The organism is Kosakonia oryzae, from assembly GCF_001658025.2.
GTDB lineage: Bacteria > Pseudomonadota > Gammaproteobacteria > Enterobacterales > Enterobacteriaceae > Kosakonia > Kosakonia oryzae.
In genome coordinates this window covers 2987906-3006432 of the sequence record NZ_CP014007.2, presented here as the reverse complement: position 1 = coordinate 3006432, position 18527 = coordinate 2987906, and the positions used below count along the sequence as shown (strand labels likewise).

Below are 18527 nucleotides of genomic sequence, written 5' to 3'. Positions count from 1 at the left end.
TACAATGCCAGGTCGTATCTTCTGCCTAATCCTGGCAAAAATAATACCCGGTGTCTGTTTAACCAGATTTAAACGAGGCGATTATAAACGCAGCCTAAAGGGATTTCACTTAGTGAAAAACGGCAGGATTGTTAAAAAGTATTTGTAGTCGATAGCGTTAATGGTTGCTTTATGGTGGAGTGTTGTTCCTGAGTTACGCAAATTAAGGAAGGCGCATGAAATCGGGTCGCTACATTGGGGTGATGTCAGGAACGAGTCTGGACGGTGTGGATGTGGTGCTGGCGGCCATCGATGAGAACATGGTCGCGCAGCAGGCAAGCCTGACGTTTCCTATTCCACTACCGCTGAAAGAGGCGATCCTTGCGATTTGCCAGGGGCAGCCGCTCACGCTTTCGCAACTGGGACGGCTGGATACGCAACTGGGGAAATTGTTCGCTGATGCCGTTCTGGCGTTGATGGATCGCGAGCACCTGCACCCGGAAGATATCGTGGCGATTGGCTGCCACGGGCAAACGGTTTGGCACGAACCAACGGGAATTGCACCGCATACGCTGCAAATAGGCGATAACAATCAGATTGCCGCCCGGACTGGCGTAACGGTGGTCGGCGATTTTCGTCGGCGCGATATGGCGCTGGGTGGACAGGGCGCACCGCTGGTTCCGGCTTTTCACCACGCGCTGCTGGCGCATCCGGTTGAACGACGGATGGTGCTCAATATTGGCGGCATTGCCAACCTGTCACTGTTAATTCCCGGTCAGCCGGTCAGAGGCTATGATACCGGGCCGGGTAATATGCTGATGGATGCCTGGATCTGGCGGCAAAAAGGCAAGCCGTATGACAAAGACGCTCAGTGGGCAAGCGAAGGGAAAGTGGTGCTGCCGCTACTGCAAAATATGCTCAGCGATCCTTACTTCGCGGCAATACCGCCGAAAAGTACCGGGCGCGAATATTTCAATTATGGCTGGCTTGAGCGCCATCTGGTTCCTTTCCCGGGTATTAGCGCCAGTGATGTCCAGGCAACGCTGACAGAGCTGACGGCGGTGACCATTTCCGAGCAGGTATTGCTGAGCGGCGGTTGTGAACGTCTGCTGGTGTGCGGCGGCGGCAGCCGCAACCCGCTGGTGATGGCGCGCCTGTCGGCGCTGTTGCCGGGTATTGAAGTTTCCACTACGGATGAGGCAGGGATCAGCGGTGATGATATGGAAGCGTTGGCTTTTGCCTGGCTGGCATGGCGAACGCTCGCCGGGTTACCGGGCAATCTGCCGTCGGTGACCGGCGCTTCTGCGCCGACGGTGCTTGGTGCCATCTATCCGGCGAATCCACGCCAGAATCAGAGTTAACCGGATTTTACTTTGGTGTTACATCGCTAGACTGACCGGGTTTAAGGAGGGCGCTTCGCCCTCCGTGACCAGGACCGTCCAGGGATATCCAATGAAAAAACTACTGATTGCCTGCCTGCCCGCACTGCTTGCCGGGTGTAGTTATTACAACCAGTTCGTTGAGCGGATGCATACCGACACGCTGGTTTACCAGTGCGATGAAAAACCCCTGACCGTGAAAATTAACCGTACCCGCCAGCAGGCTAGCTTCGTCTGGGATGACAAACTACTGACGCTGCAACAAGGGCTATCGGCATCCGGCGCGCGTTATACCGATGGTGTTTATGTTTTCTGGTCGAAAGGTAACGGCGCGACAGTCTATAAACGCGACCGCATCGTGCTGAATAACTGTCAGTTAATTCCAGAGCGTTGAGATTTTCACAGGGGGGCGCATAATAGCCCTCCCTGATGATTATTTTTTGCTAACGCCATGTCTGATAACGATCAATTGCAGCAAATCGCGCATCTGCGCCGTGAATACACTAAAGGCGGCCTGCGCCGCAACGACCTGCCAGCAGAGCCGCTGAAACTCTTTGAACGCTGGTTAGGGCAAGCCTGCGAGGCCCAGCTCGTCGATCCGACTGCCATGGTGGTCGCCACGGTGGATGAAAACGGTCAGCCTTATCAGCGCATCGTGCTGCTCAAACATTATGATGAAAAAGGGCTGGTGTTTTATACCAACCTTGGTAGCCGTAAAGCGCACCATATTGAGCATAATCCGGCGGTCAGCCTGTTGTTCCCGTGGCACATGTTGGAACGGCAGGTGATGGTAACCGGCAAAGCGGAACGCTTATCGACGCTGGAAGTGGTGAAGTACTTTCACAGCCGCCCGCGCGACAGCCAAATCGGCGCCTGGGTTTCTAAACAATCCAGCCGTATCTCCGCGCGCGGTATCCTCGAAAGCAAATTTCTTGAACTGAAGCAAAAGTTCCAGCAGGGCGAAATTCCGCTGCCCAGTTTCTGGGGTGGTTTCCGCGTCAGCATCGAGCAGATGGAGTTCTGGCAGGGCGGCGCCAACCGTCTGCACGATCGTTTTTTATACCAGCGTGAAAATAGCGCATGGAAAATTGATCGTCTCGCTCCGTAATCCCTGAAAAATGTTGTGTTAAGCGCTGGTACTCCGTGTTCCGGCGCTTTATGCTATCTGCCCCCCTGAAGTATCCTTTCGCATCTGGCGAAAAGTCGTGTACCGGCAAAGGTGCAGTTCCGTTTATACATGGAGAATTTGATGGCAAGCAGTAACTTGATTAAACAATTGCAAGAGCGGGGCCTGGTGGCTCAGGTAACGGATGAAGAAGCGTTAGCAGAACGACTGGCGCAGGGGCCAATCGCGCTTTATTGTGGCTTCGATCCCACCGCAGACAGCTTGCATTTGGGGCATCTCGTTCCATTGTTATGCCTGAAACGCTTCCAGCAGGCTGGTCACAAGCCGGTTGCGCTGGTAGGCGGCGCGACCGGGCTGATTGGCGATCCGAGCTTTAAAGCAACCGAGCGCAAACTGAATACCGAAGAGACCGTGCAGGAGTGGGTGGATAAAATCCGCAGACAAGTGGCACCGTTCCTCGATTTCGACTGCGGTGACAACTCCGCCATTGCGGCGAACAACTACGACTGGTTCGGCAATATGAACGTGCTGACCTTCCTGCGCGATATCGGCAAGCACTTCTCCGTTAACCAGATGATTAACAAAGAAGCAGTGAAACAGCGCCTGAACCGTGATGACGTCGGGATCTCCTTTACCGAATTCTCCTACAACCTGTTACAGGGTTACGACTTCGCTTGCCTGAACAAGCTGCACGGCGTGGCGTTGCAGATCGGCGGTTCCGATCAATGGGGCAACATCACTTCCGGGATCGATCTGACCCGTCGTCTGCACCAGAATCAGGTATTTGGCCTGACGGTTCCTTTGATCACCAAAGCTGACGGCACCAAATTCGGTAAAACCGAAGGCGGCGCGGTCTGGCTGGATCCGAAGAAAACCAGTCCGTACAAGTTCTATCAGTTCTGGATCAACACCGCTGATGCGGATGTTTATCGCTTCCTGAAATTCTTCACCTTTATGGACATCGCCGAAATTAACGCGCTGGAAGAAGAAGACAAGAACAGCGGTAAAGCGCCGCGTGCGCAGTATGTGCTGGCCGAGCAGGTCACGCGTCTGGTGCATGGTGAAGAGGGGCTGGTTGCCGCAAAACGCATCACCGAAAGCTTGTTTAACGGCACGCTGAGCGATCTGAGCGAAGCGGATTTCGAACAGCTGGCGCAGGATGGCGTGCCGATGGTTGAGATGGAAAAAGGCGCGGATCTGATGCAGGCGCTGGTCGATTCCGAGTTGCAACCGTCTCGTGGCCAGGCGCGTAAAACCATCGCTTCCAATGCCGTTACCATCAACGGTGAAAAACAGTCCGATCCGGAATACACCTTCGCCGACAGCGATCGCCTGTTTGGTCGCTACACGCTGCTGCGTCGCGGTAAGAAAAATTACTGCCTGATCTGCTGGAAATAATTCACGTCATATCCTGGGGAGTGAGAAATCACTCCCTTCTTTTTTGTCCCGTCATTGCAAGGCTACAAAAATGAAGAACATCCTCGCCATTCAATCGCATGTGGTCTTTGGGCATGCGGGGAACAGTGCGGCTGAATTTCCGATGCGCCGCCTTGGCGCCAATGTCTGGCCGCTGAATACGGTGCAGTTTTCTAACCACACCCAGTACGGCAAATGGACCGGCAGCGTCATGCCGCCCGCACATCTGACGGAGATTGTGCAGGGCATCGCCGCTATTGATCAGCTACAGCGCTGCGACGCGGTACTGAGCGGCTACCTCGGTTCAGCGGAACAGGGGGAACATATTCTCGGTATCGTGCAGCAGGTAAAAGCCGCCAATCCGCAGGCGAAATACTTCTGCGATCCGGTGATGGGGCATCCAGAAAAAGGGTGCATCGTTGCGCCAGGCGTCGCCGAATTTCATCTACGCCACGCGTTACCGGCCAGCGATATCATTGCGCCGAATCTGATTGAGCTGGAGATCCTTTGCGAACATGCAGTGAATAGCGTGCAGGAAGCGGTTGCTGCCGCGCGTGAGCTGATTGCGAAAGGGCCGCAGATTGTGCTGGTGAAACATCTGGCGCGCGCCGGTCTGAGCGCGGATCGTTTTGAGATGCTGCTGGTGACGCCGCAGGAAGCCTGGCACATCAGCCGTCCGCTGGTCGATTTCGGTGCGCGTCAGCCGGTTGGCGTCGGTGATGTCACCAGCGGGCTGTTACTGGTGAAGCTGCTGCAGGGCACGCCGGTACGTGAGGCGCTGGAGCATGTAACGGCTGCGGTGTATGAAATTATGCTGACCACTCACGGCATGCAGGAGTATGAGCTGCAAGTGGTGGCAGCGCAGGACAGGATCGCGAAACCGGAACATCTGTTCAGCGCCACCTTGCTGTAATAAAAAAGGCGGGATTTTCCCGCCTTTCTCTTACTGGCATTAATGCCGCCCGCAAACGCACTGTGCGGCTATCAATGCTTACTGAATACCTTCCGCTGCCATCGCGGCCGCAACGGCCGGACGAGTCGCTACACGCGCCATGTAAGCGTCGATATGGCTCAGGCCTTCCATGTTCAGTTTCACCGCGCGCGCCCAGCGCAGCACGGTAAACAGGTAGCCATCAGCAATGGTGAAGCGCGCGCCGCTGATCCACTCGCTGTTTGCCAGGGATTCGTTTACGTATTGCAGCTTTTTCTCCAGCAGAGCGCGAACCGTCGGTTTGTACTCTTCCGGTGTATCCGGGCGGAAAAGCGGCGTGAAGCCTTTATGCAGTTCGGTGGCGACAAAGTTCAGCCACTCCAGCGTTTTGTAGCGCGGCAACGTACCGACCGGTGCCAGAAGCTGGCTGTCCGGCGCGGTGTCGGCGACATACTGCATGATTGCCACGCCTTCCGTTACCAGCGTGGCGTCATCAAGCTGAAGCGCAGGGATCTGGCCTTTCGGGTTAATGGCAAAAAAGTCGTCGCCATTTTCCAGGCGCTTTTTCATCAGATCGACGCTTACCAGCGTCACGTCTTTACCGGTTTCACGCAGGGCAATATGCGATGCAAGCGAGCAGGCGCCTGGCTTGTAAAACAGTTTCATTATGCTTTCCTTATCGTTAATTTCGGGCATTAGGTTATTACGCCATGGAATAAAAAAAAAGCCGCTAACCTGGGTTAACGGCTGAATATTTCGTGTTCCCCGCAGCAATTATGCTGTTGCGGTTTCCGACGCTTCGCGCACGCTGTCGTCGCTTTGCGTCATGCGGTTCAGCTTCGGTGCAGCGAGGATCATCAGCACAGCAATCACGGCTGTGGCGATACCAATCTGCAGGAAGACAGTACCGTAGATGTCCAGTGACATCAGCGGGTCGGTCACGTTTTCCGGGATCGCCATCTGGTTAGCGACGTAACCGGCGATGATGTTCGCACCGGCAGTAGTCAGGAACCAGCTACCCATAATGAAGCCCATCAGACGTTGCGGTACCAGCTGCGCAACCATCGCCAGGCCCAGACCGGAGATCATCAGCTCACCGATACTTTGCAGGGCGTAGCTTGCAATCAGCCAGTTCACGGAGACGATACCGGCATCGGACGCGAATTTGGTACCCAGCGGCAGAACCAGGAACGCGCCTGAGCACAGCACCATACCGATCGCAAATTTATGCGGCATCGGCAGTGTATCGCCCATTTTGTTGTAGATAGCGGCCAGAATCGGGCTACCAATAATGATCCAGAACGGGTTCAGCGCCTGATACTGTTCCGGCTCAAACGCGATGCCAAACAGGGTGTGTTCAACGTTGCGAATGGCAAAGAAGTTCAGGGACGTCGGCATCTGGCTGTACAGGACGAAGAAAACGATCGCCTGAAGCATCAGAATAAAGGCCACAATCATTTTGCGACGCGCAGCGCCTTGCAGGGCAAACGTCTCTTTCGCGAAGATGCAGATAATGCCCAGCGCAACAACGCCCAGTATCATACGGGCGATCCCCTGGTTGTGCAGCAGCCAGGTTGCGATAGCAACCAGCACGACGACACCGACGATGGTCGCCAGCAGGTAACTCATGCGCACCGGTGCGAAGTCCGGTTTTGAACCGTAGTTTTTCACCCAGCGTTTGCAGAAGGCGAAGTTAACGATGGTGATCAGCAGACCGACAACACTCAGACCAAATGCCGTGCTCCAGCCGAACTTCGCGGCAAGCCACGGCGTTGCCAGCATAGAGAAGAAGGAACCAACGTTAATGGACATGTAGTACATGGTAAATGCACCGTCCAGACGCGGATCATCTTTGGCGTAGCAGGTAGAAAGCAGGGAAGACGGGTTGGCTTTGAACAGCCCGTTGCCGACGGCGATAGCCGCCATACCCATATAGACGATACCTGCATCATGACCAGACCATGCTACCAGCGCATAGCCGATCGCCAGCACAATCGCACCCAGCATAATCACACGTTTGGTGCCAAGGACTTTATCGCCCAGCCAGCCGCCGATAGCGACCAGGCCGTAGACCAGCGCGCTAAAGGAAGAGAACAGCGTAATCGAGTCCGCTTCGGACATACCCAGCTGTTTTACCAGGTAAACGGCCATGATCCCTTGCAGGCCGTAGTAACCAAAACGTTCCCATAATTCGATCGAGAAAATCAGATAAAACGCTTTCGGTTGTTTAAACGCGTTCAGGCTAACGCTTTCGGTTGGTTTGTTTGCAGTTGACACATATACCTCTTTTTTTACATCCCATATTAACGGGGGGTGTTCAGCGCGTAATAACCAGAGTTCATCACGCTTATAGTTATATTGGGAGGGGAAACGGCGGGTAATGTTCACTATCCTGGCCTTTCAGGCAATACCTTTGAAATATTCTGTTACATAGATCTCCGTCATTACATTACTCGGTAATTGTATTTGTTATTCAGAGTTAAATTTTATCTATGTGATAAAGACGGATTTTTCCACTGAGATGATAGGGTGGGTTTGCTTTATTAGCTATATGTTCTGCTGTTTTGCTTGTAACGTAGTGTATTGGACTGGTTTATCAAACATTGATGGTTATATGTCTTGAAAATAAGTGATTAAACTTTGCGCTACGCCATGAAATTTTCAACGCTAAACTTCTTTTTTAACATCACATTAGCAATGTCAGCATAATCACACTGTGGTTGTATTTTTTTCTTCTAAAAAAATGATAAGACTTAATGAATGCGCATAAGTGAACGATTATTTGTCCAATTCATCATTTTTCGCACATTAATTCGTCTTAATGGGCAATGTGCAGAGATGTGAGTAATATCACATCAGTTATCGGCTGAAAATCAGCGAGTTCCGCCAATTTTCATGACTTCCGCACACGGTAAAAAGGCAATAACCATGGCTTTTTTAACGTTATGCCGCGCATTGCTCATGACAACCCGCCGCGCTGCTGGCAGACTGCTGCCTGTCCCTTTTTACTGGAGTCAAATAATGAACTTTCACCCGTGGCTCAATGCGTTACATATTGTCTCCGCCATCGTCTGGATTGGCGGCATGTTGGTAATGGCTGTGGTTGCCGGCTGGAGCGCGCTGCAAAGTGATAAAACCTCAACGGCGGGGTTGTTGCTGGCGGTACGCCGCTGGAGCCGCAAAGTCGTCACCCCGGCGATGCTGCTGCTGTGGATTGCCGGAGCGATCATGGTTATCGCTCACGGACAGTTTCCGCATCTCTGGCTGGTCGTGAAGATCGTGGCCGTGATTGTGCTTTCCGGGCTGCACGGTTTTCTTTCAGCAACGATACGCCGGATGGCGGCAGGTGAGGCGGTGAAGGGCGCAGGCGCTGTGCGCAATGCCACCACGCTGATTATCGTCGTGGTGGCGGTGATTATTCTGCTGGCGGTATTCCGGCCATTCTGAGGGCGGTCAGAGCTCCGCTTTGTCGTCGTATTCGCAGAGATCTTCGATAATACAGGAGCCGCAGCGCGGCTTACGGGCGATGCAGGTGTATCGCCCATGCAGGATCAACCAGTGATGGCAATCGACTTTAAACTCTGTCGGCACCACTTTCAGCAGCTTCTCCTCTACTTCCTCAACGTTCTTACCGGGCGCAAAACGCGTGCGGTTGGCGACGCGGAAGATGTGTGTGTCGACGGCAATAGTTGGCCAGCCAAAGGCGGTGTTGAGCACCACATTAGCGGTTTTGCGCCCGACGCCCGGCAGTGCTTCCAGTGCGGCGCGATCTTCCGGCACTTCGCCACCATGTTTTTCCAGCAAAATGCGGCAGGTTTTAATCACGTTTTCCGCTTTGCTGTTAAACAGGCCAATGGTTTTGATGTATTGTTTTACGCCCTCAACGCCCAGCGCCAGCATTGCGGCTGGCGTATTGGCAACCGGGTAGAGCAGCGCGGTGGCTTTATTGACGCTGACGTCGGTCGCCTGGGCAGAAAGCAACACGGCGATCAACAATTCAAACGGCGAACTGAAATTGAGTTCGGTAGTCGGGTGTGGGTTGTTTTCCCGTAAACGGGTTAATATTTCCAGCCGTTTTGCTTTATTCATTATGCCTTCCCGGGCGACGAGTGCGCAGCGTCACTAACAGCGGCAGCAGCTTCCCGGCGCTTTTTCATTTTTTGATCGATCAGATACTTCACTGCCAGCATCATGCCCAGACCGATAAATGCCCCCGGCGGCAGCATTGCCAGCAAGAACGGTGAATCGGTATGGAACACTTCAATACGCAGCACTTTTGCCCAGTTGCCGAGCAGACCGTCTGCACCGTCAAACAGGGTGCCGTTGCCAAGGATTTCACGCAGCGAGCCGAGAACAAACATCGCACAGGTCGCGCCCATACCGATGGAGAAGCCGTCCAGCGCTGATAACGCCGGGCCTTTTTTCGCGGCAAAAGCTTCAGCGCGACCGACCACGATACAGTTGGTGACGATCAGCGGAATAAAGATCCCCAATGACTGGTACAGACCAAAAGCGTAAGCGTTAATCAGCATCTGCACCGCGCTGACCACGGACGCGATAATCATCACGTAAATAGGTATACGGATCTCTGCGGGCGTCCAGCGGCGCAACAGCGAAATAAACAAGTTGGTCAGCGTCAGAACCAGCGTGGTAGCCAGCCCCAGACCCAGCGCGTTAGTTGCCGTGGAGGTTACCGCCAGTAGCGGGCACATCCCGAGCAACTGCACCAGCGCGGAGTTGTTCTTCCACAGACCCTGGACGATAACGTCTTTTACTTCGCTCATCGTTTACTCTCCACAACCCGGTAAACGGGAAAGCTGCTCAGGCAGCGTCGTTGCATACAGACCCGTGCGTTTAACCGCATTGACCACCGCGCGCGGGGTTATGGTGGCTCCCGTGAACTGATCGAAATCGCCGCCATCTTTTTTCACCGCGAAATGCGGGTCGGCGGCACCTTCAATTTTCTTCCCGGAAAAATGCGTAATCCAGTCAGAAATACGCAGTTCGATTTTATCGCCCAGCCCCGGCGTTTCATGATGCTCAGTTACGCGCACGCCCAGCACAGTGCCGGAGAAATCGGCACCGACCAGCAACTGAATCGCCCCAGAGTAGCCGTCGGGGGCCGTGGCTTCAATCACCGCCGCCACCGGCTGTTCATCTTTTTTGGCAATCCACAGATGATGCTGGCCTTTACCTAACGCCGGATCGCTCACCAGATAACAGCTCTGTTGCAGCGCATTATTATAGCTGTCGCCGGGGATCACCTGATCAAACAGCGCTTTTTGTTGCTGCGCGGCCTGTTCGGCAATCGTGGTTTTGGTCATTTGATCAATGGCCGCCGTCAGGCCGGTAGAACCCGCGGCAAACAGCGCCAGCGTCACGCCATGTTTACGCATTGTTTTCAGCATGGCGGCTCCTTAACGATGCCCGTACACGCGAGGACGCGTGTAGTAGTCAATCAGCGGTACGGTGATATTAGCCAGCAGTACGGCGAAGGCAACGCCGTCCGGATAGCCGCCAAAACTGCGGATCAGCCATACCAGTAAACCCGCCAGCGCGCCAAAAATCAGCCGCCCCTTGTTGGTGGTGGAGGCGGTTACCGGATCGGTCAAAATAAAGAAAGCGCCCAGCATGGTTGCGCCGGAGAGCAAATGCAGATGCGGCGCAGCCAGCGATTGCGGGGAAAAGATCCAGCCAAGCGTCGAGCACACTGCAAGCGAGAGCAGGAAGCTCAGCGGAATATGCCAGCGAATGGTCTTCTGCCACAGCAGGAATAGCCCGCCGGCCAGATAGCCGAGGTTAACCCACTGCCAGCCTGCGCCCGCCAGCACACCGCTGTAGATCGGGTATTGCAGGATCTGCTCAACGCTGTGACCCGCATGCAGTGACGTTTTAAAGGTATCCAGCGGCGTGGCCTGGCTGACGCCATCAATGCCGATACGCAGGGTTTCCATGGTGGCACCCGTTGCGGTATGCCCGCTGAAGATCACCTGTACCGCATCCATAAAGCCCGGCACGGTATGGGCGATTTCGTAGGGCGGCAGCCAGCTGGTCATTTGCACCGGGAAGGAGATCAGCAGTACTACGTAACCGATCATCGCCGGGTTAAAGGGGTTGTGACCAAGCCCGCCATATAACTGTTTAGCGATAATGACGGCGAACACCGTACCCAGCACCACCATCCACCACGGCGCGAAAGGGGGAATACTGATCGCCAGCAGCAGGCCGGTTAACAGCGCCGAATTATCCGCCAGAATCGCGCCCACATTTTGTTTACGCAGCGACAACACCAACGCTTCCGCTGCCAGGGCACTGACAATGGCGAGAATGATCTGGATCAGCGTTCCCCAACCGAAAAACCACAGTTGAGCGGCAATGCCCGGCACGGTGGCGAGCGTCACCAGCAGCATAATGCGTGAAGTCTGACGCTGGTTATGGGTATAGGGGGAACTTGCGATTCGGAAAACCATTTAATCCTCGTTAACAGCTTGCTGCGCGGCTTTTTTAGCCTGAACACGGGCGATGGCGGCGGCAACTGCCGCTTTGCGTGGATCGTCATTCGCGGCCTGCGGAACTGGCGATGCCTCATTTGCCACTGCCTGCGCCTGCGTTTGTTCTGCTTTACGCGCTTTCGCGCGGGCAATGGCGGCTTCGACGGCGGCTTTGCGCGGATCGACAGATGCCTGTTCCGGCGGTTGTTCAGCAACCGGGGATTCAGGCTGCGCCGCTTTACGTGCTTTCGCGCGGGCAATGGCGGCTTCGACGGCGGCTTTGCGTGGATCGACAGATGCCTGTTCCGGCGGTTGTTCAGCAGCCGGGGATTCAGCCTGCGCCGCTTTACGTGCTTTCGCGCTGGCAATGGCGGCTTCGACGGCGGCTTTGCGCGGATCGACAGATGCCTGCTCCGGCGGTTGTTCGGCAACCGGGGATTCAGGCTGCGCCGCTTTACGCGCTTTCGCGCGGGCAATGGCCGCTTCGACGGCGGCTTTGCGTGGATCGACAGATGCCTGTTCCGGCGGTTGTTCGGCAACCGGGGATTCAGCCTGCGCCGCTTTACGCGCTTTCGCGCGGGCAATGGCCGCTTCGACGGCGGCTTTGCGTGGATCGGACGTTTCACCGCTCGTCGCGTTTGCTTCAGCGTGCTGTGCTTTTTCTGCCTGGCGGGCGCGAACCTGCGCTTTGCGCGCTTCACGAGCGGCGATGGCATCGCGGTTATCCGGCTCAGCGCCAGCCTGAATCACTACCGGTTGCGTGGCGGTAGCTTGTTTTTCCCTTACGCGGGCCAGCGCAGCGTCGATGGCCTGCTGATCCTGAGCGCCAGGCTGCACCGCGGCCTGTTTGTGGCGCTGCTGGCGGGCAATTTTGTCGCGCTCAAGACGAGCCTGACGTGCCTCAAAGCGCGCTTTGGCTTCGATTGTGCGTTTCTCTTCCTGCGCAATGGCATAAATTTCCGCTTTCTCCTGACGGAAATATTGCACCAACGGAATATTGCTGGGGCACACCCAGGCGCAGGCACCGCATTCGATACAGTCGGAAAGATTATGCGCGGTGGCCTTATCGTGCTGCTGACCTTTGCTGAACCAGTAAAGCTGCTGCGGCAGTAAATCTGCCGGGCAGGCATCGGCACAGGCGCTACAGCGAATACAGCCTTTCTCTTCCTGCGGTTCACCCATTTCGCTGGCAGACGGTGCCAGCAGACAGTTGGTGATTTTGACCACCGGAACATCCAGCCACGGCAGGGTAAAGCCCATTAACGGGCCGCCCATAATGACCAGTTGTTCGCTGGAGGGGCAGAAACCGGCATGTTCAAGCAGATGACGCACGGGCGTACCCAGTCGCGCCCAGACGTTGCCAGGACGGGTGACGGCTTCGCCGGTTAGCGTGACGACACGTTCGGTCAGGGGCTCACCGTCAATCACCGCACGTTTCACCGCATAGGCCGTACCGACGTTTTGCATCAGGATGCCGATATCCGAAGAACGACCGCCGTGCGGCACCTGTTTGCCGGTCAGGATCTGCGTCAACTGTTTTGCGCCGCCGGATGGGTATTTGGTTGGAATAACGCGTAACTGAATATCATGGCCGTCGGCCAGCACCGCCCGCATCATCGAAATGGCCTGCGGTTTATTATCTTCAATTCCGATGAGGACCTGACGCGGTTTAAGAATGTGCGCCAGAATACGCACGCCTTCGATAATCTGCGCGGCACAATCCTGCATCAGCCGATCGTCAGCGGTAATGTACGGCTCGCATTCGGCGGCGTTGATGATCAGCGTTTCAATTTTATTGCCGCCGCCATACAGTTTGGCGGCAGTCGGAAAGCCCGCGCCGCCTAACCCCGCGACGCCATACTGATGAATGCGTTCGAGCAACGCATCAATGCTGTGCGAGCGGTAGTCATGCCAGCCATCGCGTTCGATCCAGCGATCTTCGCCATCCGCTGCAATAATGACGCTCATCTCCGGCAATGCAGAAGGGTGCGCGGTGGAGTGGGGGGCGATAGCCACAACGGTACCCGACGTCGGGGCATGTACCGGTAGCATCCGGCCGCGACCACGCGTCAGCGGCTGGCCGCGCAGCACCGTATCACCGACGCTGACGCACAGTTCGCCTTCAGCACCAATATGTTGTTTCAGCGGAATGACAAAGCGCTGCGCCAGCGGTAACTGGCGCAGCGGCGTACCGTTAGACTGCGTTTTCATCTCCGGCGGATGAATGCCACCGTGAAAATCCCACAGTTTCTCTTTTCGGAAAGCGGAAAATAACTTAAGCATGGTGTTCCACAGGAATAATACGTACCGGGATGGTTTCTAAATCCCATTTCCAGCTTGCGGTGGTCGTTTCCACAGGACGCAATTCAATGCACTGCGTCGGGCACGGATCCACACAAAGATTACAACCGGTACACAGATCGCTCATCACCGTATGCATGGCGCGCGTGGCACCAAGGATGGCGTCGACCGGACAGGCCTGGATGCATTTGGTGCAGCCAATGCAGTTGTTTTCATCAATAACCGCCAGCATCCGTACCGGCTCCTGCGCGCTGGCATCGCCGTCAAGCGGTTGCGGATCGACATTCAGCAGCGTGGCGATTTTCAGCATTACCGCTTCGCCACCCGGCGCGCAGCGGTTAATTTTTTCGCCGTTGATGCCAACGGCTTCCGCATAAGGGCGGCAGCCAGGATAGCCACACTGACCGCACTGGCTTTGTGGCAGCAGTTCATCAATACGTTCAACGACCGGATCGTCCTCAACCGCAAAGCGGCGGGATGCGTAACCGAGAATGAGGCCGAACAGCAACCCAAGCACGCTCAGAGCTGCAACGGCAATTGAAATTGCACTCATTACAGTTTTACCAGACCACTAAAGCCCATAAAGGCCAGAGACATTAAGCCCGCAGTGATTAACGCAATCGCATTGCCGCGGAAAGGAGCGGGCACATCGGCAACCACCAGACGCTCGCGGATCGCAGCGAACAGCACCATCACCAAAGAGAAGCCAACGGCGGCGGCAAAGCCATATAACGCCGATTGCATGAAATTATGACCAAGGTTGATATTCAGCAGCGCAACGCCCAGCACTGCGCAGTTGGTGGTAATCAACGGCAGGAAGATCCCCAGCAGGCGATAGAGCGCCGGGCTGGTTTTGCGCACCACCATTTCGGTGAACTGCACGACGACCGCGATAATCAGGATAAACGCCAGCGTGCGCAGATAGACTAAATCCAGCGGAATCAGAACCCAGGTATCGATAATCCAGGCGCACACCGACGCCAGCGTCATCACAAAGGTGGTCGCCAGACCCATGCCCATGGCGCTTTCCAGTTTTTTGGAAACGCCCATAAACGGACACAAGCCAAGAAACTTCACCAGTACGAAGTTATTGACCAGCACCGTCCCGATAAATAGCAGCAGATAATCTGTCATTATTTGGCCTGAAAATAAAAAAGCCGCCTATTATCGGTCAAACAGCACCGGGCGACAACAGGATAACTGTAAGGTTATTACGGATTAACAAATGTCTTCTTCACGCGTTGAGAACGCTTGAAGTAAGGCACCATCAACGCAGCGGCAAGCAGTGGGAACAGAAGCTGCCGCACCGCCAGATCGTCGGAAACGGGGGAGAAAGCGAATGCTTTCAGCGACAGCAGGACGCAAATTAACGACCAGATTATATAGTGTTTGGGTACGCTGCGACGGCGCTTAAAAAAGGCGACCACCAACCAGAACGTGTAATACCAGATGGCGATAGCGAAGGCGAATGAAACGAACCACAGAACATTTTCTTTCAGTGTTTGCGCGCCGAGCGCCGCGACCGTCTGTGGCGTTAATAGCGCGGTGGCATAGAACATTAATGCCAGAGAAGTACTTAATAACGTGAGCAGTAACCAGGCCAGAGGGCCAAGTAACCAGCCTCCGATTCGTTCTGCAGGCGTTGTCGTCATGTGTATTCCTCTGTTAAGGCTTTAATGTAATGCATTTATTTCGCCGGGCGAGGAGTATAAAGCATTACGCGCCAAATACCAGAGGTGTTACTGCACGTAGCGCCAGACAGAGCGCGGAACGCACCCAATGTCAAACAAGCGGCCGCCAGAGACCAGCTCAGCGCGGCGGTGATCGGCGGCGCGGTACATGTTGATGATTTCGGCGGTATCGGTAAGCGTGTAGTTGAGGTGGTCAAACAATTTTTCCAGACTTTCGAGCGAACTGATTTTGCGGAATTTTAATAAATAGTCCTGAACGGTCATGTCGTGGGTTATCCATATATTGAAAGAGGCGTAAATAAAATAGGGCTAATTCGTTCGAATAATAAACATTATTATCGCAACGTAAATAGCTCTGCTATTAAATTAAGAGTTTTCTTTTCTAATGAAAACAGGTGCCAGAACGGCGGCGGAGAAGAAGATTAACGATCTTCGCCGCCGCTGGCAATATGCATTTACTCTCTTTCCCAGGAGTTTTCGTTATTATTTTTTTTGCGCCACAATACTCTGTTCCGGGGGCTGATAATTATCAATATGGCTGGCGAAAACCAAAAGAACGGTCGATACGCCGAGCACCACCCACCCCATTAGTTCAATGATCCGATTGATTATTCCGGCCATACTTCTACGACTCCCTGATGTTAACCCACGTATAAAAAAACGCCACTGTGTCTCGGAAAGGCGCTGGCTGAAGATTTAAGCAGATTTTTCAATCGGAAACCAGGGCGTAATGGTACTAAATCATTCATGAAATTTATGAATGGAGGAAGCGGTTGTCGCTATCCGGCAGATGGTGTCAAATAAGTGCTCTAAAAGGAGGGGCCACAAAATGAGTGATAAGATCCGTGTTGGCTTAGTCGGTTATGGCTATGCCAGTAAAACATTCCACGCGCCGCTGATCGCCGGAACGCCGGGAATGGAACTGGCGGCTATTTCCAGCAGTGATGAATCAAAAGTCAAAGTCGACTGGCCAACCGTGCCGGTTGTCTCTGAGCCGAAACATCTGTTCAACGATCCGCAAATCGATTTAATTGTGATCCCCACGCCCAACGATACCCACTTTCCGCTGGCCAAAGCGGCGCTGGAAGCCGGTAAACATGTGGTTGTGGATAAACCCTTCACTGTGACACTGTCACAAGCGCGTGAGCTGGATGCGCTGGCGCGTAGTCTGGGGCGCGTATTGTCTGTATTCCACAATCGGCGCTGGGACAGTGATTTTTTGACGTTAAAAGCGCTACTGGCGGACGGCGCGCTGGGCGAGGTGGCCTATTTTGAATCCCATTTTGACCGTTTTCGTCCGCAGGTACGCAACCGCTGGCGCGAACAGGGTGGCCCGGGCAGCGGCATCTGGTACGATTTAGGTCCACATCTTCTCGATCAGGCGGTTAATTTATTCGGTCTGCCGGTATCGCTGATGGTCGATCTGGCGCAGTTGCGGCCTGGCGCACAATCAACGGACTACTTTCATGCCGTACTGACGTATCCGCAACGTCGGGTTGTGCTGCATGGCACGTTGCTGGCGGCGGCGGAATCGGCACGCTACATTGTGCACGGCAGCCGTGGTAGCTATGTGAAATATGGTCTGGATCCGCAGGAAGAATGCCTGAAAAATGGCGCGCGTTTGCCGCAGGCTGACTGGGGCTACGATATGCGCGACGGCGTGTTGACGCGTGCGGAAGGTGAAGATCGCAGGGAAGAGAGCTGGCTGACCGTGCCGGGCAACTACCCGGCCTATTATGCTGCGATTCGCGATGCGCTTAACGGCGTCGGTGAAAATCCGGTTCCGGCCAGCCAGGCGATTCAGATTATGGAGTTAATCGAACTGGGGATTGAGTCCGCAAAACATCGCGCCACCCTGAGCCTGACCTGACAACTGGCCGCTCACGCCGCTGCGTGAGCGGTTTTTTCAGGCGTTTGCCACTCTCTCCCGTAATGCCTGTTTCTCTTGCTCACTGAGGAACGCCATCTCCAGCCCGTTGATTTGCGCCTGGCGAATCTGTTCGCGGCTTAGTCCTGCTGCGGGTGCCGCAACCTGATATTCATGACCAATCTCCACACCCTGCACGGCCGGATCGTCAGTGTTAATGCTGGCAAGAATGCCATGTTCGAGGAAGGTCTTGAGTGGATGACGATCGAGCGAAGGCACGGTACTGGTCTGAATATTCGACGTCAGGCAGGATTCGATGCCGATACGCTGCTCCGCAAGGAAATCCATGAGCGCCGCATCGTCGATCGCTTTGACACCGTGGCCGATACGCACGGCACCCAGTTCGCGAATCGCCTGCCAGATGCTCTCCGGGCCGGCCGCTTCGCCTGCATGAACGGTAATGCGCCAGCCCGCATCCCGCGCGCGGTTAAAGTGTGGCAGAAACAGGCTGCCAGGGAAGCCGAGCTCATCGCCCGCCAGATCCAGCGCAGTGATGCCGTCGCGATGTGCCAGTAAGGCTTCCAGCTCCTGCAAACAGGCGGCTTCACCAAAGGTGCGGCTCATAATACCGATTAACCGCGCCTGGACGTTGAAGTCGCGGCTACCTTCACGCACGCCAGCAATCACCGCTTCCACCACGCCAGCAACCGGCAGGTTGTGAGTCATGGCCATGTAGCCTGGTGAGAAACGCAGCTCGACATAATGCAGGCCGTTAAGGGCCGCATCCTGCATATTTTCGTACGCCACACGGCGGCAGGCATCCAGCGAAGCCAGCACTTTCACGCCCCAGTCGAGTTTCGCCAGAAAACTGACCAGATCGGGTTCGTTCGAAGTGACCTGCACATGCGGACGCAGCGCGTCGAGCGTTTGCGCGGGCAGGGGTAAATTATACTGGCGGCCAAGATCCAGAATAGTTTGGGCGCGGATATTACCGTCGAGGTGGCGATGGATGTCAGTTAGTGGCAGGTTTGGATCTATCATGGTCGCACTCTTATTTTTGCTAAAGTGCATACCATTATACCACAGCTCAATAAGCTATTAAAAATACAGCTAAATTTATGAATCTTTGAAGGAAAGGTGATTGCGAAGAATAACAACCCGATTTTATGTTTACTCCGCTATCATTTCTGTCAGTTGCCTGAACGGGCTTGATCGGACACATGGAGCAATATGTCGCGATTATTCGCGATAAAACAGAGCCGCCCGCGGGCGACTCTGTTTTGAGCAATGACCGATATTATCGATGACCGGTGAACATAATCTCTTCAGCGGCCATAAAAATAGTG

The 18527-nt window shown here is 54.7% G+C and carries 20 protein-coding genes; 7 read left to right on the top strand and 13 right to left on the bottom strand.

Features of this window, described 5'->3' with window-relative positions:
• The first annotated feature begins 215 nt into the window (after positions 1–215).
• From anmK to pdxY, 5 genes are all read left to right on the top strand, one after another.
• Complete coding sequence (gene anmK, locus AWR26_RS14260) at positions 216–1340, top strand: anhydro-N-acetylmuramic acid kinase (protein ID WP_064566814.1); 1125 nt, start codon at positions 216–218, stop codon at positions 1338–1340.
• 91 nt (positions 1341–1431) lie between these two features.
• Positions 1432–1752, top strand: coding sequence for a C-type lysozyme inhibitor (gene mliC / locus AWR26_RS14255; protein ID WP_007374779.1), 321 nt, complete (start codon positions 1432–1434; stop codon positions 1750–1752).
• A 57-nt stretch (positions 1753–1809) separates the two neighbouring features.
• Complete coding sequence (gene pdxH / locus AWR26_RS14250) at positions 1810–2466, top strand: pyridoxamine 5'-phosphate oxidase (RefSeq protein WP_064566812.1); 657 nt, start codon at positions 1810–1812, stop codon at positions 2464–2466.
• Positions 2467–2607: 141 nt separating this feature from the next.
• A complete protein-coding gene (tyrS, locus tag AWR26_RS14245) occupies positions 2608–3882 on the top strand; it encodes a tyrosine--tRNA ligase (protein ID WP_007374781.1) in 1275 nt (424 codons plus the stop codon).
• Positions 3883–3952: 70 nt separating this feature from the next.
• On the top strand, positions 3953–4813 hold the full coding sequence (gene pdxY / locus AWR26_RS14240) for a pyridoxal kinase PdxY (protein ID WP_043953708.1): 861 nt from the start codon (positions 3953–3955) through the stop codon (positions 4811–4813).
• A 78-nt stretch (positions 4814–4891) separates the two neighbouring features.
• Here pdxY and gstA read toward each other — a convergent pair whose 3' ends face one another.
• Both gstA and dtpA read right to left on the bottom strand, forming a co-directional pair.
• Entirely contained in the window at positions 4892–5497 is a 606-nt protein-coding gene (gstA, locus tag AWR26_RS14235; protein WP_064566810.1) for a glutathione transferase GstA, read from the bottom strand.
• Positions 5498–5605: 108 nt separating this feature from the next.
• Positions 5606–7108 carry a dipeptide/tripeptide permease DtpA gene (dtpA, locus tag AWR26_RS14230; protein WP_064569023.1) on the bottom strand — a complete coding sequence of 501 codons (1503 nt, stop codon included), beginning with the start codon at positions 7106–7108 and terminating at the stop codon, positions 5606–5608.
• Positions 7109–7852: 744 nt separating this feature from the next.
• Between dtpA and AWR26_RS14225 the strand changes: the two genes are divergently transcribed.
• Entirely contained in the window at positions 7853–8278 is a 426-nt protein-coding gene (locus AWR26_RS14225; protein ID WP_007374785.1) for a CopD family protein, read from the top strand.
• A gap of 6 nt (positions 8279–8284) precedes the next feature.
• Here the strand turns inward: AWR26_RS14225 and nth are convergent, their stop codons facing one another.
• From nth to blr, 10 genes are all read right to left on the bottom strand, one after another.
• Entirely contained in the window at positions 8285–8920 is a 636-nt protein-coding gene (gene nth, locus AWR26_RS14220; protein ID WP_064566808.1) for an endonuclease III, read from the bottom strand.
• Positions 8920–9615, bottom strand: coding sequence for an electron transport complex subunit E (locus AWR26_RS14215; RefSeq protein WP_043953703.1), 696 nt, complete (start codon positions 9613–9615; stop codon positions 8920–8922). The genes nth and AWR26_RS14215 overlap by 1 nt, the downstream gene beginning before the upstream one ends.
• A 3-nt stretch (positions 9616–9618) precedes the next feature.
• A complete protein-coding gene (gene rsxG / locus AWR26_RS14210; protein ID WP_064566806.1) occupies positions 9619–10239 on the bottom strand; it encodes an electron transport complex subunit RsxG in 621 nt (206 codons plus the stop codon).
• 9 nt (positions 10240–10248) lie between these two features.
• The gene (rsxD, locus tag AWR26_RS14205) at positions 10249–11301 is read right to left on the bottom strand and encodes an electron transport complex subunit RsxD (protein WP_064566804.1); all 1053 of its coding nucleotides are present in this window, start codon (positions 11299–11301) and stop codon (positions 10249–10251) included.
• The gene (rsxC, locus tag AWR26_RS14200) at positions 11302–13605 is read right to left on the bottom strand and encodes an electron transport complex subunit RsxC (protein WP_064566801.1); all 2304 of its coding nucleotides are present in this window, start codon (positions 13603–13605) and stop codon (positions 11302–11304) included.
• Positions 13598–14176: an electron transport complex subunit RsxB gene (gene rsxB / locus AWR26_RS14195; protein WP_043953699.1), complete on the bottom strand. Its 579-nt coding sequence runs from the start codon at positions 14174–14176 to the stop codon at positions 13598–13600. The genes rsxC and rsxB overlap by 8 nt, the downstream gene beginning before the upstream one ends.
• Complete coding sequence (gene rsxA, locus AWR26_RS14190) at positions 14176–14757, bottom strand: electron transport complex subunit RsxA (RefSeq protein WP_043953698.1); 582 nt, start codon at positions 14755–14757, stop codon at positions 14176–14178. Before rsxA ends, rsxB begins: the two co-directional genes overlap by 1 nt.
• Before the next feature lie 77 nt (positions 14758–14834).
• Positions 14835–15275: a DUF2569 domain-containing protein gene (locus AWR26_RS14185; protein ID WP_064566799.1), complete on the bottom strand. Its 441-nt coding sequence runs from the start codon at positions 15273–15275 to the stop codon at positions 14835–14837.
• 87 nt (positions 15276–15362) lie between these two features.
• Positions 15363–15578 carry a transcription modulator YdgT gene (ydgT, locus tag AWR26_RS14180; protein WP_007374794.1) on the bottom strand — a complete coding sequence of 72 codons (216 nt, stop codon included), beginning with the start codon at positions 15576–15578 and terminating at the stop codon, positions 15363–15365.
• Between the two features lie 219 nt (positions 15579–15797).
• Positions 15798–15935, bottom strand: coding sequence for a division septum protein Blr (gene blr, locus AWR26_RS14175; RefSeq protein ID WP_007374796.1), 138 nt, complete (start codon positions 15933–15935; stop codon positions 15798–15800).
• A 208-nt stretch (positions 15936–16143) separates the two neighbouring features.
• On the opposite strand from blr, the gene AWR26_RS14170 reads away from it, so the two are divergent.
• The gene (locus tag AWR26_RS14170; RefSeq protein ID WP_064566797.1) at positions 16144–17184 is read left to right on the top strand and encodes an oxidoreductase; all 1041 of its coding nucleotides are present in this window, start codon (positions 16144–16146) and stop codon (positions 17182–17184) included.
• 36 nt (positions 17185–17220) lie between these two features.
• Here AWR26_RS14170 and add read toward each other — a convergent pair whose 3' ends face one another.
• Positions 17221–18222 (bottom strand): adenosine deaminase, encoded by a 1002-nt coding sequence (gene add / locus AWR26_RS14165; protein WP_064569022.1) that lies wholly within the window; start codon positions 18220–18222, stop codon positions 17221–17223.
• Positions 18223–18527: the final 305 nt, after the last annotated feature.

What these genes read in the sequence shown, in the direction of transcription:
- tyrS (WP_007374781.1), top strand. Translation starts at nt 2,608, where the DNA reads ATGGCAAGCAGTAACTTGATTAAACAATTGCAAGAGCGGGGCCTGGTG.
- AWR26_RS14185 (WP_064566799.1), bottom strand. Translation starts at nt 15,275, where the DNA reads ATGACGACAACGCCTGCAGAACGAATCGGAGGCTGGTTACTTGGCCCT.
- anmK (WP_064566814.1), top strand. Translation starts at nt 216, where the DNA reads ATGAAATCGGGTCGCTACATTGGGGTGATGTCAGGAACGAGTCTGGAC.
- add (WP_064569022.1), bottom strand. Translation starts at nt 18,222, where the DNA reads ATGATAGATCCAAACCTGCCACTAACTGACATCCATCGCCACCTCGAC.
- AWR26_RS14225 (WP_007374785.1), top strand. Translation starts at nt 7,853, where the DNA reads ATGAACTTTCACCCGTGGCTCAATGCGTTACATATTGTCTCCGCCATC.
- rsxB (WP_043953699.1), bottom strand. Translation starts at nt 14,176, where the DNA reads ATGAGTGCAATTTCAATTGCCGTTGCAGCTCTGAGCGTGCTTGGGTTG.
- ydgT (WP_007374794.1), bottom strand. Translation starts at nt 15,578, where the DNA reads ATGACCGTTCAGGACTATTTATTAAAATTCCGCAAAATCAGTTCGCTC.
- rsxA (WP_043953698.1), bottom strand. Translation starts at nt 14,757, where the DNA reads ATGACAGATTATCTGCTGCTATTTATCGGGACGGTGCTGGTCAATAAC.
- rsxC (WP_064566801.1), bottom strand. Translation starts at nt 13,605, where the DNA reads ATGCTTAAGTTATTTTCCGCTTTCCGAAAAGAGAAACTGTGGGATTTT.
- mliC (WP_007374779.1), top strand. Translation starts at nt 1,432, where the DNA reads ATGAAAAAACTACTGATTGCCTGCCTGCCCGCACTGCTTGCCGGGTGT.
- blr (WP_007374796.1), bottom strand. Translation starts at nt 15,935, where the DNA reads ATGGCCGGAATAATCAATCGGATCATTGAACTAATGGGGTGGGTGGTG.
- rsxG (WP_064566806.1), bottom strand. Translation starts at nt 10,239, where the DNA reads ATGCTGAAAACAATGCGTAAACATGGCGTGACGCTGGCGCTGTTTGCC.
- AWR26_RS14170 (WP_064566797.1), top strand. Translation starts at nt 16,144, where the DNA reads ATGAGTGATAAGATCCGTGTTGGCTTAGTCGGTTATGGCTATGCCAGT.
- gstA (WP_064566810.1), bottom strand. Translation starts at nt 5,497, where the DNA reads ATGAAACTGTTTTACAAGCCAGGCGCCTGCTCGCTTGCATCGCATATT.
- AWR26_RS14215 (WP_043953703.1), bottom strand. Translation starts at nt 9,615, where the DNA reads ATGAGCGAAGTAAAAGACGTTATCGTCCAGGGTCTGTGGAAGAACAAC.
- nth (WP_064566808.1), bottom strand. Translation starts at nt 8,920, where the DNA reads ATGAATAAAGCAAAACGGCTGGAAATATTAACCCGTTTACGGGAAAAC.
- rsxD (WP_064566804.1), bottom strand. Translation starts at nt 11,301, where the DNA reads ATGGTTTTCCGAATCGCAAGTTCCCCCTATACCCATAACCAGCGTCAG.
- pdxH (WP_064566812.1), top strand. Translation starts at nt 1,810, where the DNA reads ATGTCTGATAACGATCAATTGCAGCAAATCGCGCATCTGCGCCGTGAA.
- pdxY (WP_043953708.1), top strand. Translation starts at nt 3,953, where the DNA reads ATGAAGAACATCCTCGCCATTCAATCGCATGTGGTCTTTGGGCATGCG.